Consider the following 13388-nt stretch of genomic DNA (forward strand, 5'->3'; position numbering starts at 1 on the left):
GAGCACGCATACGCGTCGAACCCCACCCAGGCGATGCAGACAACAGAGATGACCAGCACCCTGTGGCATGTCCACCGCAGGGTTCAAGTGTCTTGATCTGGAAGGGAATCGTCCTTTTGAGATGTGCACCACAGGCAAATTCATCACGGAAGGTCATCGATCGGACACAAAACCGTTCCGTAAAGCCATCACCAAGCCTCCATCACGGATTTATAAAACTTTCATTTGTGGACGAGCCGTGAGAACCGTGTGATCGTGTCCGCGCCCATGTCTCCATCCGCCTGGTTCCTACGGGGAGTAGACCGCCGTGCCCGCGCCGCCTCGCTTTCTCAGCCCCTTCGTGCGCACCCGCACCCGGCTGACCCTTGCCCTCGGCCTGGTCCTGGCCGCCGTGATCGCCGCTCTGCTGCCCTGGTGGAGTGGTGACGATGCGTCAACTCCCGTCGCACGCAAGCCGGTCGACGCCCGAAAGGCCGAGGTCGGCCCGCGGGACGAGCCCGCTGCCGTGGCCGAGTCGCGGCGGACCGGCAAGGCGGTGACCGTCGACACCGCGACCACGGGCACCGAGATGACGTGGGCCCTGCCTGACGGGCGGATGCGCACGGAGATCGCGGCGCTGCCCCGGCGCGCGAAGAACGCCGAGGGACGCTGGGCGCCGATCGACAACCGGCTCCACCGGACCGCCGACGGCATACGCCCCGCCAACCCGGTGGTGCCGCTGACGTTCTCCGCCGGGACGCGGCAGGACCGGGCCGACCGTTCCTACGCGCGCGGCATTCTGACGGCAGATCAGGACACGCCCACGGAGAGCGTGTTGGCCCAGACGGTCATCCGTGGCCACGTCATCTCCTACACCTGGCCGGGCGAGTTGCCCGAGCCGGTGCTGAGCGGTCAGCGCGCCCTGTACTCCGAGGCGCTGCCCGGCGTCGACCTCCTGCTGGTCGCCCGCGCGGAAGGCGGGTTCGCCCAGCTCCTCATCGTCAAGACCCGCGAGGCGGCGGCGAATCCGGCGCTGGCGACGCTGTCGTACGGACTGAAGTCGTCCACAGCCGTCTTCCGGTACGACGCGACGGCGCAGCGGGTGCTGATCGCGGACGGCTCCGGCGCGGAGATCGGATCCGTGCCGACGCCGTTCGCGTGGGACTCCAGCGGGCGCGACCCCGAGCTGCCCGAGGACCCGGACGCGCCGGCCGACTCGGTCGCGACCCCGGAGGAGGTGCTGGCCCTGTCCGGGCTGAACGGCATCGAGCCGGGTTCGCGGCAGGCCCCCGCGCCCATGACACTGACCGGGGAGGGCACGGGGACGGCGCGGATCGAGGTGAAGGCCGGTCGGACGGGGCTGCTCAGCGACCCGGAGGCCCGCTTCCCCGTGTTCGTCGACCCGACGATCAATCCGGGCACATCGGGCTGGGCCGTGGCCTACGAGCCGCACCCCAACGCCAGTTTCTGGAACGGCACCAACTACAACGACGGCACGCCCGAGGCGCGGGTGGGCCACGAGAAGGACACCGGCGGCACCGCCCGTTCCTTCTGGCGGATGAACTACAGCAGCGGTCTGAAGGGCGCGACGATCAGCGCCGCGAGCTTCAAGGTCCTCAACAACCACTCCTGGTCGTGCGACAAACGGGAGTTCCAGTTCTGGATGACGGGCGCGATCTCGTCGGGCACGACATGGCGGAAACAGCCGGCCTGGACGACCGAACTCGACCGGAAGTCGTTCGCGCACGGCTGGAAGTCCGGCAACTGCCCCGACGCGTACGAGGAGTTCGACATCAAGGCCGCCGCGCAGAAGGGCGCGGACGCCGGCTGGTCGAGCATCACCCTCGGGATGCGCGCGACCAGCGAGCGCGACACCCAGACCTGGCGCAAGTTCAAGGCGGACACGGCGGTCCTGCGGGTCGACTACAACCGCCCGCCGGCCACCCCGAGCGGCGTGACGAGCGCCCCCGGCGGCACCTGCAACACCGCCACGGCGGGGACGACGATCGGCAAGACCAACGTCATCCTGTCGGCGAAGTCCTCCGACCCGGACGGCAACCTCCGGGGCCTGCGCTTCCGGATGTGGAAGTCGGGCGCCGCCGTCCCTGCGGGCACCCTCGTCACCAGCCTGTCCAGCGGCAAGGCGACGATCACCATCGCCGCCGCCAACCTCGTCGACAAGGGCGTCTACCACTGGGACGTCCGCGCGGAGGACTCCGGCGGGCGGGTGTCCGCGTACTACCCGACCAGCGGGAACCGGTGCACGGTGACCATCGACGGGTCGGCCCCGCCGCCGCCGACGGTCGAGAGCGAGGTGTTCCCCGAGATCACCGACGACGGGCAGACCTGGGCGAAGAAGAAGTTCGGGGAATCCGGGGCCGTCACCTTCACCTCGCCGGGCGCGGCGAGGTTCCGGTACGGCATCGAGGGCCTGTGGTGGAAGACGGTGGACGCGGTCGGCGGCTCGTTCACCGACCAGGCGCTGAACCCCCAGCACACCGGCCCCAACTGGCTGAACGTGTACGCCCTCGACACCGCGGGCAACCAGAGCGTGGTCACGAACTACGGCTTCTACGTGCCACCCCGTGACTCGGGGGACCTGCCCGGTGACGTCAGCGGCGACAAGCTGGCCGACGTCCTCCACGTGAACGGCGACGGCCAGCTCTTCACCTGCGTCGGCCTGCCGGCCGGCGAACTCCAGGGCTGCATGCCCGCCTCGTACACCTCGGACGGGACGCTGCACCCCGCCGGCCACTGGTACGACCCGGCGACGAACCGGGCCGCGCTGATCACCCACCACACGGACGCCTACCCCGGCGACGGCATCACCGACCTGTTCGCCGTCTCCCCCGACGGCACGTTCTGGCTCTACCCCGGCGACGGGTACGGCAGCTTCGGCGTGGACGACCGGATCCGGATCATCCTGCCCGCGGACGCCCCCGCGCCCTCGACCTGGACCCAGATCAAGGCCGTCGGCGACATCACCGGCGACCGGCTGCCCGACCTCTTCCTGCGCTCCGGCACCTCCTTCTGGGTCCTCTCCGGCTACACCGGCGGGAAGTTCCGGACGGCCACGATGATGAACCCCGACTCCTGGGCGCGCCGCGACATCGTCAACGTCGCCGACGTCAACGGCGACAAGACCCCCGACATGCTCTGGCGCAACCTCGACAACGGCTCCATGTCCGTCCGCCACGGCAAGCCCGGCCCCGTCGCCGGCAGCGCCGACCTCGATTCCCTCAAGCTCGGCTCCAGCTCCCTCAGCGGCCAGGACGTCGCCTACGGCACCGGCTGGGCCGAGTCCGCCGTCTCCACCGCCATCGGCATCCCCGACGTCAACGACGACGGCGTCCCCGACATCTGGGCACGCTCCGCCACCGACGGGCAGATACGGCTCTACCTTCCGTCCCGCACCAACACGAACTCCGCGGTCAAGGTGGTGCTGTCGGCGGACTGGAGATCGGTACGCGCGATCGGCTGACGCCGGCCACACACGAACCGGGCCCGGCTGCTTCCTGGGAGGGAGACGCAGCCGGGCCCTTTCCATTTCCGCGAACTCCATTCCAGGGGCGCGTAGTTCATGCACCCGCGCTCGCTCGTCACGGTGATTCCCCGATCACCCGGTAACCCTCTTCCGCCCGGTCGGGTTGTCCTGGACGACCGGGCGGGAAACGCGTCATGCGTGCCGTCGCCGGGATCGCGATGGGAGGCGTGGGTGCGGCGGGTCGGAGTCGGCGGGTTCGTGGCGGGAGTTGTGGGTGGGCTCGCGTTTTTTGGGTTTTTTCCGGGGCTGCCTCATGTCATCGACTGGGGTGCGGTGGTTGTGTCGTTGGGGGTGGGGGCGGTGGTGCGGTGGGGGTGTGTGGTGTGGGGGCGGAAGAAGGTGCGGGGGCGGGTGTAAGGGTCGGTGGTCAGGCTGTTCGTTTGCGGGGGGTTGTTTTCTTTGCCGTGGTCTTTTTCTTCGGGGGTGTCTTCTTCGGCCCCCGGTCGGGGAGTTGGCGGACTTCCGCTTCCTCGCCGCGGGACGCCTTCGCGGCGTTGACGCTTTTCTCCAGGGCGGCCATGAGGTCGAGGACCTTGCCGGAGGGGGACGGGGGTGCGGTGTCGGAGGGGGGCTCGCCGGAGGACTTCGTGGCGATCAACTCCTCCAGGGCTTCCCGGTATTCGTCGTGGAGGTCGGCGAGGTCGACTTCGCCGAGGGTGTCCATGAGGACGTCCGCGAGGTCCAACTCCTCTTTGCGGATGGTGACTTCGGTCTCGGGGGCGACGCCCTCGGGGACGCGGACCTCGTCGGGCCACAGCAGGCCGTGCATGGCGATGGCGTCGCCGACCACGCGGAGCATGCCGAGGCGTTCGCGGCCCCGCAGGGCGTACTTGGCGACGGCGACCCGGTTGCTGCGCTTCAGCGCCTCGCGCAGCAGCGTGTACGGCTTCGCCGCGGGAACGCCGGACGCGGCGAGGTAGTACGCCGTGTCCATCTGGAGGGGGTCGATGCGGTCGGCGGGGACGAACGCGACGATCTCGATCGTGCGCGCGGTGGGGATGGGGAGGTGGGCGAGGTCGTCGTCGGTGATCGGGACGATCGTGCCGTCGGCCTCCTCGTACCCCTTGCCGATCTCGGCCGTCGTCACCTCGCGGTCCTCCAGTTCGCAGACCTTGCGGTAGCGAATGCGGCCGCCGTCCTCGGTGTGGATCTGGCGGAACGAGACGGAATGGCTCTCGGTGGCGTTCACGAGCTTGATCGGGATGCTCACCAGACCGAAGGAGATGGCGCCGTTCCAGATGGATCGCACGGTTGGCATCCTTTCCGCCCGTTACACACCGGTTTGCGTGATGCTTATCGTATGACGCCTCTCACCTCCGTGGACGGCCGGCGGCTCGCGCTCAGCAATCTGGAGAAGGTGCTGTACCCGGCGGACGGGTTCACCAAGGGCGAGGTGCTGCACTACTACGCGACCGTCGCGGACGCTTTGCTGCCGCACCTGCGCGACCGCGCCGTGTCGTTCCTGCGGTACCCGGACGGGGCTGCGGGCCAGGTGTTCTTCACCAAGAACGTGCCGCCGGGGACGCCCGAGTGGGTCGCGACGGCCGAGGTCGCGCGGGCGGAGGGCCCGGCGCGGATGGTGCTCGTGCAGGATCTGGCGAGCCTGATGTGGGCGGCGAACCTCGTCGCCGAGTTCCACACGCATCAGTGGACGGTCGTCCGGCCCGCCCTCGCCGACCGGCTCGTCCTCGACCTCGATCCCGGCCCGCCCGCCGGCGTCGCCGAGTGCTGCCGGGTCGCGCTGTGGCTGCGCGAGCGGCTTGCGGCGGACGGGATCGAGGCGCACGTCAAGACGTCCGGCGCGAAGGGGCTGCACCTCCTCGCCGCCGTCCGCGACGCGTCGCCCGGACGGGTGAGCGCGTACGCCAAGCGGCTCGCCGTCGCGGCGGAGGCGGCGCTGCCCGGTCTCGTCGTCCACCGCATGAACCGGGGCCTGCGGCCCGGCAAGGTCTTCGTCGACTGGAGTCAGAACGCCGCCCGCAAGACGACCGCCGCCCCCTACACCCTCCGCGCCCGTCCCGAGGCGACGGTCTCGACGCCGGTGAGCTGGGAGGAGGTGGCGGGGGCGGCCGAGGGCCAGGGTGATCTCTCGTTCCGGGCGGGGGAGGTCGTGCGGCGGGTCGCGGAGCACGGGGACCTGCTGGCGCCGCTGTTCGAGACGGGGCGAGCGGGGCGGGTTCCCTAGGGGGTGTACGGGGGTGACGTGGACGGGGGGTGAGGGGGCCAGGGTAGGGACCCGTACCCCTCAGGTACCCCGCCCCTCACACCCTCCCCCACGTCCCCCGGTCCCGTGCCATCGCGTGCAGCGCCTCCACGTCCGCCGGTTTCAGCACCCCGCCCTGCCGCCCCAGCTCGGGCACCGCGTCGTCCCCTAGTACCCGCACCTCCCGTAAGGGTGCCGTGACGCGGACGTCCGTGGCGCCGACGACCGCGAGGACCGGGCGTACCTCTGCGGTCAGGGCGTACGTCGCCCGCGCGGCGTCGGCGCGGACCCGGCGCAGCAGGGGCTGGGGGTCCCGGCGCCCCAGGGTGACCTGGGGATCGGCGACGAGGACGCGCTGCCTGCGGGCGTACAGGGTGTGGACAGCGAACAGCCCGCCGGGCCCGATCGCGAGGTGGTGGATGCGGTCGCCGCCGGGGAGGGGGACCGAGTGCAGGGTGTGCCAGCCGGCGCCGTCGAGGGCGTCGAGCGCGTCACCGACCGCCTGCTCGGCGGCGAGCGCCTTGCGGCGGGGGTCGGGGCGCAGCCGGGGGCCGGCCGGCGGGGTGCGGTCGAGGGCGACGAGCAGGGCCTCGCCGGGGCGGTTGGGGGCCAGGTCGTCGTCGGGGTGGAGGGAGAGGAGCGCCAGTTCGGCGGGGGTGGGGACGGGGGGCGGGCCGATCGTCACCGGGCCGGTGAGGAAGGGGGCCAGCGCGGTCATGACGTCGGCTCTGGTGTCGTCGCTCAGCAGGTTGACCCTGGCCGCCTCGCGGTCGTACCAGGCGATGTTCCGTCCGTCGGTCATACAGACGTAGAGCCGTTCCTGGCCGTGGCGCCAGGTCGGTACGACGCGCAGTCCCGTCATGCACCATCACCCCTCGGACCATGGGAACAGGAGGGGTACGCCAGGGGCAAGAAGGCGGTTACCTTTGGCGCGAGTTGGGCAGGCCACTGGCAGATCCCTTGCACACGTCCCGTAGTACTTCCGAGGTAGATCCCGGTGAGCGCGCGTTGGGGAGGCGTCGTTGCGGAGCCGCAGGAAACAGCCCGACGTACCCGCCCCCGACAGTCCGTGGAACGAGGTCGTGCCCGGACTGTGGATGGGCGGCCACGAGTTCCGGGGCCGTTCCGGGCATGTGGAACGGGCCGTCGTACGCGATCAGTTCGACCTGGTGCAGACGTTGCTGAGGCTGCCGGGGTACGGTCCCGACGCCGGTGTCGAGCACCATGTCTGGGACATCCCCGACGGGCCGCTGGACGGGACCCAGCTCGCCGGTGTCATCCGGCTCGCGCGGGCCGCGAGCGACGCGCTCGACGGGGGGCGGCGGGTGCTCGTCCGCTGCTACCACGGCTACAACCGGTCCGGGCTCGTCGTCGCCCACGCGCTGGAGCGGCGGGGGTACGGGGCGGAGGAGGCGATCCGGCTGATCCGGTCCCGGCGGTCGCCGTGGGCGCTGCACAACGAGCTGTTCGTCGAGTACCTGCGGGCGGGGTTGTCGACCGCCCGATTGCTGGAGGAGCTGACGGAATGACGAGGTGAGTAATCGTTTCGCCTCTCGGCAGCCGGGACCTTCGGGAGGGCAGCGGCCCGGAGTGTTGTTCCGGGGACTCCTGGAATCGCCGGGCGGTGGCGTGGCAAGCGTGTACGGGGCTTCGCCGGGTGCAGGGGCTTCGCCGGGCGCCGGGACTTCGCCGGGCGCCGGGGCGCGGAAGGCGTTCGATCCGGCGTCGGCGATCGAGCCGTGCCCGGCTTCGGCGATGTCCCGCGGCACGGTGACCGGGTATGCGCCACCCCCGCCTGCCCCCGCCTGCCCCGCCGCTCGCCCCTCTCACCTCAGCCTCTTGCCCAACCCTTGGTCCACTCCGGTACGCAAAAAGGACTTCCGGCCGAATAAGGTGAACGGCGTCAGTGTTCAGTGCGGCATGCAGGAGTCCCTTGAGTCTCGCCCGGCGTCTTCGTCTCGCGGCTGTCGTCGCCCTGGTGGCGGCGGCCGGCGTGGGGTGCGGTGACGCCGGTGGGCTGCGGGGCGCGGGGCCGACGTCGACCGCGAACAGCCCGGAGCGGCTGTGGCCGCAGATCAAGCCCGCGTCGAGCCCGGCGTGGGATCTGGACGAGGCGGAGACCGAGGTCGTACGCGGGGTCTTCGTACCCGGGGGTGACATACGCAAGGTGGACCCGGTGGCCGTCGTCCGCGCCGAGATCGCCACCGACGCGAGCAGCTACGCGGGCACGCGGGCGCCGTACCGGGACACCAACCGGCTGATGGACACGTGCGGGACGGCCGGGAAGGGCACGTGCCCCGTACTCCAGCCGTACTACCGGGACCTCACGGGGGACGGGCGGCCCGAGCTGACACTCGGGTTCCGGCTGCGCCCCGGCGACCTCACCGCCGTCCGCGTCTACACCGTCGAGTCGGACCGGCTCGTGCAGGTCATGGCCTGGGAGGACGCGGTGAGCGCGGTGGAGCTGGCCGGGCGGTCGGTGATCATCCGTTCGCCCTCGGACCTCGCGGACTACGAGTACCGCCTCCAGTGGACCTGGGACCCGGAGCAGAAGGCGATGCTCCTCACGCACGACGAGATGCTGCGCACCGACGGCAAACGCGAGCCGAGCGGGAAGCACCGCTCGATGTCGCCCGTCCGCCCGTCCACGACCCCGCAGCCGTTGCCGTCCGCGACGGGGACGCCGCCGCCCGTCACCGGGTCCGCGTACGGGATACCCGAGGCGTACGGGATACCTGAGAGGTACGGGATACCTGAGAGGTACGCCGCTGGGGCGGTCCCCGCATGAGCCGCCCCTCGCGCCTCATCCGCAACCCCCGCTGGACCCGCACCCTCGCCTTCAAGGCCGCGGCGTTCATCACGGTGATGTGCTGCGCGCTCGCGACGATGCTCGGCGTCCTCGTGCACGTCCAGGTCACCAACCAGACGGTCGGCCAGTCGAGGGACGTCGCCCTGTCGAAGCTCGCGGAGGCGACGGACGCGTACGAGGCCGGCGACGCGCTCGCGCCGAACGCGAGTGTGGACCCGGACGGCCTGCCCAGGGAGCTGAAGGCGCTGGCGGCGGCGGGCGAGCGGGGCACGATGGTCGCGGACTACCGGGGCCGCCCGCTGATGTGGGCGGCGGGCCCGGCGGCCGGCGGACGGGCGCTGGCCGTCGCCGTCGAGTACGGCCAGCAGGCGCGGACGATCGAGGCGCTGGACAACGCGATCCTGTGGTCGTCGGGCCTCGCGATCGGCGTGACGCTGCTGGTCGGCGCGGTGGCGGTGGCCAGGGTGACCCGGCGGCTCCAGGCGACGGCGCAGGTCGCCCGGCGGATCAGCGCGGGCGACCTGGACGCGCGCGTGGACGACCCGCTGGCCAGGAAGTCGCGCGAGGACGAGGTCGCGGCGGTGGCGGCGGCGCTGGACCGGATGGCGACGTCGCTCCAGGGCAAGCTGCTGAGCGAGCAGCGCTTCACTGCGGACGTCGCGCACGAGCTGCGCACCCCCCTGACGGGTCTGCACGCGGCGGCGGAACTACTGCCCCCGGGGCGTCCGACGGAGCTGGTCCGCGACCGGGTGGCGGCCCTGCGGACGCTCACGGAGGACCTGCTGGAGATCTCCCGCCTGGACACCGGCAAGGAACAACTCGACATCGGTGCCGTGGAGTTGGGCGCGCTGGCGCACCGGGTCGTGGCGGCGTCGGGCGCGGCGGCGGACGTCGTCGTCGTGCGGGACCGGGTCGTCGAGACGGACCGGCGGCGGCTGGAGCGGGTGCTCGGGAACCTGGTGTCGAACGCGCACCGGCACGGTGCGGAGCCGGTGATCGTGACGGTGGACGGGCCAGTGGTGACCGTCCGGGACCACGGTGGGGGATACCCGGAGTACCTGGTGCTGCACGGGCCGCAGCGGTTCCGTACCGAGGGCGGGGCGCGGGGGCACGGGCTGGGGCTGACGATCGCGGTGGGGCAGGCGGAGGTGCTGGGCGCGCGGCTGGCGTTCGGCAACGCGGACGGCGGCGGGGCGGTGGCGACCCTGACGCTGCCGTCGGGGGCGTCTCCGCTTGGCGCAGTCTGACGCGCACCCACCCCGTACGACCCCTAATGTGACGATTGCCCAGCTTCACTCCCTTCCCGGAGGAACCGTCATGCGCTCCACTCTCACCCGTCTCTGCATATCCGGGGCCGGCGCCGCCCTCGCCCTCGCCGCGGCCACCGTGCCCGCCACCGCGAACGACGACTGGGGACACCACCACCATCACCACGACAACCCCCGCCTCTACAAGGGCGTGGTGACGGCGAACGGCGGGCTGGTGCTGCGCAGCGCGCCGAACCGGGGCAGCCAGGTCATCCGGGTGGCTCCCCAGGGTGAGGTCGTGACGATCTTCTGCAAGACCGCGGGCCAGACCGTCCAGGGCAACCCGCTGTGGTACCTGCTGACCGACGGCACCTGGGCCTGGGGAGCCGCGCGGTACATCGACAACATCGGTCCGGCGCCGCGCTGGTGCTAGCGCCGGGCTCACGAGGAGCGACTTTTGGGTAGGTTCCGGACATGACGAGCGCCGGTATCGGGATCGCCGCGACCGTACGGCTCCCCCGGCGCCGTGGCGTCGAACTCGCCCTGCTCGTCGTCGCCGTCCTGCTCTGCGTGTCCGGCTACTGCGCCGTCGGGCTCGCGAGGAACGGCGGTGTCCCGCCCGGTGCCGCCGGTTACGGTGCCGGGCTCGGGGCGCTCGCGCTGTGCGCGCACCTCGCGGTGCGGCTGCGCGCCCCGTACGCCGATCCGCTGCTGCTGCCGATCGGCGTCCTGCTCAACGGCGTCGGCCTGGTCCTCATCCACCGGCTCGACCTGGAGACCCCGGGCGAGCGCGCGGCGCCGGCCCAACTCGTCTGGTCCGCCTTGGGAGTCGGGCTGTTCACGTGCGTGGTCCTGGCGCTGCGCGACCACCGGGTCCTGAAGCGGTACGCGTACGTCAGCGTCGCCGCCGCCCTCGCGCTACTGACGCTGCCGGTGCTGTTCCCGGCCGTCAACGGGGCCCGGATCTGGATCAGGATCGCCGGATTCTCCATCCAGCCGGGGGAGTTCGCGAAGGTGCTGCTGGCGGTGTTCTTCGCGGCCTACCTCGCGGACAACCGCACCGCGCTCGCGTACGCGGGCCGCCGGATCTGGTTCATGCAGCTCCCAACAGGCCGTGTCCTGGGGCCCATTGTCGCCGTCTGGCTGATCAGCGTCGGGGTGCTGGTGCTCGAACGCGACCTGGGTACCTCGCTGTTGTTCTTCGGGCTGTTCGTCGTGATGCTGTACGTCGCCACCGGACGCACCGGGTGGATCGCCGTCGGGCTGCTGCTCGCGATGCTGGGCGCGGTGGCCGTCAGCGCGCTGGAGCCGCACGTGCACAGCCGGGTCGAGGACTGGCTGCACCCGTTCGCGTCGATCGACGCGGGCCTCGGTCCGGGCCAACTCGCCCAGTCCCTCTTCGCGTTCTCGGCCGGCGGCGTCCTCGGCACGGGGCTCGGGCTCGGCCACTCCGTCCTCATCGGCTTCGCCGCGAAGTCCGACTTCATCCTCGCGACGGCCGGCGAGGAACTGGGCCTCGCGGGGCTGTCGGCGCTGTTCATCCTCTACGGCCTGCTGGTGGAGCGGGGTTACCGCGCCGGCCTCGCCCTGCGCGACCCGTTCGGGCGGCTGCTCGCGGTCGGGCTCGCGTCGATCGTCGCGCTCCAGGTGTTCGTCATCTCGGGCGGTGTGACCGGGCTGATTCCGCTGACGGGCATGGCGATGCCGTTCCTCGCGCAGGGCGGCTCCTCGGTGGTGACCAACTGGGCGATCGTCGCGCTGCTGATCCGGCTGAGCCACGCGGCACGGACGGGGGAACGGTGAACAGGCCATCAGGACAAGGGAGTTCGGCGTCCGGCGACCTCCGGATGACCCGGCACATCCGGCACGCCGCCGTCTTCTCCTGCCTCCTGCTGCTCGCCCTCCTCGTCAACGCGGCCCGCGTCCAGGTCGTCCAGTCCCCCGCGTACGACGACAACCCCGCCAACCGCCGTGCGGACATCGCCCGTTACGGGGCGCCGCGCGGCGACATCCTGGTCGACGGCGCCCCGGTCACCGGCTCGCGCGACACCGGGGAGCAGTTGCGCTACGAACGGACGTACCGGGACGGGCCGTTGTACGCGCCGGTGACGGGGTTCTCCTCGCAGCGGTACGGGACGACGCTGCTGGAGCACAGCGAGGACGGCGTCCTGTCCGGCGCCGACCCGGCGCTGTCGGCGTTCCCGCTCATCGACGGGGTGACGCGGGCCCGGCCGCCCGGCGGGCAGGTCGTGACGACCGTCAACCGCCGGGCGCAGCGGGCGGCTTACGAAGGGCTCGGTGGGCGCAAGGGGGCGGTCGCGGCCGTCGAGCCGTCCACGGGGCGGGTGTTGGCGCTGGTGTCGACTCCCTCGTACGACCCGGCCGCGCTGTCGGGGAACGGGGGCGCTGTGCGGCGGGCGTGGGCGCGGCTCAACACGGACCCCGATCAGCCGATGCTCAACAGGGCTGTGCGGCAGACGTATCCGCCGGGGTCGACCTTCAAAGTGGTGACCGCCGCCGCCGCGTTGGACGCCGGGATCGTCAACGACCTTGACGCGCCCACGGATTCGCCCGCGCCGTACACGCTGCCGGGGACGACGACGAGTCTCACCAACGAGGGGTCCGGGTGCGAGGACGCGCCGCTGCGGGCCGCGTTCGAGTGGTCGTGCAACACCGTGTTCGCGAAGCTCGGGGTGCGGGTGGGGGTGCGGAACATGGTGGCGAGCGCGGAGGCGTTCGGGTTCAACGACCCCGGTGTGCGGATCCCGTTCGCGGTGGTGCCGAGCACCTTCGACAAGGCCGTGGACCAGGCGCAGTTGGCGCTGTCCGCCATCGGGCAGTACAACACGCGGGCCACGCCGCTCCAGATGGCCATGGTCGCGGCGGCCGTCGCGAACGGGGGGCAGGTGCGGACGCCGTACCTGGTCGAGCGGACGACGCGGCGGGGCGGCATGACCGTCTCGACCGCCGGGTCCCGACCGGCCCGGCAGGCCATGCACCCCTCAACTGCCCTGCGCCTCAAGGAACTCATGCGGGACGTCGTCCGCGAGGGCACCGGGACCAACGCCGCCATCCCCGGCGCCGTCGTCGGCGGCAAGACCGGCACCGCGCAGCACGGCGTCGGCAACTCCGGTACCCCGTACGCCTGGTTCATCTCCTGGGCGCAGGGCGAACGCGACATCGAACCACGCGTCGCCGTCGCGGTCGTCGTCGAGGACAGCTCCCTCGACCGCGGCGACATCACCGGCGGCGACGTCGCGGCCCCGATCGCGCGCGGCGTGATGGAGGCGGTGCTCACTTCGTGAGACGGGGGGGTGGTCCGGTCGCGGATGCCCGCCTAACGTCCCGTCATGACCTCCTACCAACTCGCCCAGGTGAACATCTCCCGCCTCAAGTTCCCGCTCGACTCACCGGAGTTGAAGGACTTCATCGACGCCCTCGAACCGGTCAACGCGGACGCCGACTCGGCGCGGGGGTTCGTGTGGCGGCTAGGGCGGCACCGGGAGTTGTCGCAGCGGCGCCCTGGGGGTCCCCCCTGCTCGAAGAGCTTGGGGGAGGTGCCGGAGGGGTTGGGGTGCGGGGTGTGAGGGGGCGTGCTCGGGTCGG

The 13388-nt window shown here is 71.7% G+C and carries 11 protein-coding genes; 9 read left to right on the forward strand and 2 right to left on the reverse strand.

Annotation, left to right across the window (positions count from 1 at the left end; all coding sequences use genetic code 11):
* The first annotated feature begins 307 nt into the window (after nt 1-307).
* Nucleotides 308-3460, forward strand: coding sequence for an FG-GAP-like repeat-containing protein (locus IAG44_RS12715; RefSeq protein WP_246561673.1), 3153 nt, complete (start codon nt 308-310; stop codon nt 3458-3460).
* 430 nt (nt 3461-3890) lie between these two features.
* Here IAG44_RS12715 and ku read toward each other — a convergent pair whose 3' ends face one another.
* The gene (gene ku, locus IAG44_RS12720; protein WP_484602587.1) at nt 3891-4772 is read right to left on the reverse strand and encodes a non-homologous end joining protein Ku; all 882 of its coding nucleotides are present in this window, start codon (nt 4770-4772) and stop codon (nt 3891-3893) included.
* 51 nt (nt 4773-4823) lie between these two features.
* On the opposite strand from ku, the gene ligD reads away from it, so the two are divergent.
* Entirely contained in the window at nt 4824-5708 is an 885-nt protein-coding gene (gene ligD, locus IAG44_RS12725) for a non-homologous end-joining DNA ligase (RefSeq protein ID WP_187747243.1), read from the forward strand.
* 76 nt (nt 5709-5784) lie between these two features.
* On the opposite strand, the gene IAG44_RS12730 is transcribed toward ligD, so the two are convergent.
* Nucleotides 5785-6588 (reverse strand): nuclease-related domain-containing protein, encoded by an 804-nt coding sequence (locus IAG44_RS12730; RefSeq protein WP_187747244.1) that lies wholly within the window; start codon nt 6586-6588, stop codon nt 5785-5787.
* 160 nt (nt 6589-6748) lie between these two features.
* Between IAG44_RS12730 and IAG44_RS12735 the strand changes: the two genes are divergently transcribed.
* The 7 genes from IAG44_RS12735 (at nt 6749) to IAG44_RS44735 (ending at nt 13369) form a co-directional block, all read left to right on the forward strand.
* A complete protein-coding gene (locus IAG44_RS12735; RefSeq protein ID WP_187747245.1) occupies nt 6749-7255 on the forward strand; it encodes a protein-tyrosine phosphatase family protein in 507 nt (168 codons plus the stop codon).
* Nucleotides 7256-7659: 404 nt separating this feature from the next.
* Nucleotides 7660-8514 carry a hypothetical protein gene (locus tag IAG44_RS12740; protein ID WP_246561677.1) on the forward strand — a complete coding sequence of 285 codons (855 nt, stop codon included), beginning with the start codon at nt 7660-7662 and terminating at the stop codon, nt 8512-8514.
* Nucleotides 8511-9782: a sensor histidine kinase gene (locus IAG44_RS12745; protein ID WP_187747246.1), complete on the forward strand. Its 1272-nt coding sequence runs from the start codon at nt 8511-8513 to the stop codon at nt 9780-9782. Before IAG44_RS12740 ends, IAG44_RS12745 begins: the two co-directional genes overlap by 4 nt.
* Nucleotides 9783-9852: 70 nt before the next feature.
* Complete coding sequence (locus IAG44_RS12750; protein WP_187747247.1) at nt 9853-10215, forward strand: SH3 domain-containing protein; 363 nt, start codon at nt 9853-9855, stop codon at nt 10213-10215.
* Between the two features lie 41 nt (nt 10216-10256).
* Nucleotides 10257-11585: an FtsW/RodA/SpoVE family cell cycle protein gene (locus IAG44_RS12755; protein WP_187747248.1), complete on the forward strand. Its 1329-nt coding sequence runs from the start codon at nt 10257-10259 to the stop codon at nt 11583-11585.
* A gap of 44 nt (nt 11586-11629) precedes the next feature.
* On the forward strand, nt 11630-13087 hold the full coding sequence (locus IAG44_RS12760; protein WP_187747249.1) for a penicillin-binding transpeptidase domain-containing protein: 1458 nt from the start codon (nt 11630-11632) through the stop codon (nt 13085-13087).
* A gap of 45 nt (nt 13088-13132) precedes the next feature.
* Entirely contained in the window at nt 13133-13369 is a 237-nt protein-coding gene (locus IAG44_RS44735) for a DUF3291 domain-containing protein (protein ID WP_425508439.1), read from the forward strand.
* Nucleotides 13370-13388 lie beyond the last annotated feature (19 nt).

Source organism: Streptomyces roseirectus (assembly GCF_014489635.1).
In the GTDB taxonomy this organism is placed as follows: domain Bacteria; phylum Actinomycetota; class Actinomycetes; order Streptomycetales; family Streptomycetaceae; genus Streptomyces; species Streptomyces roseirectus.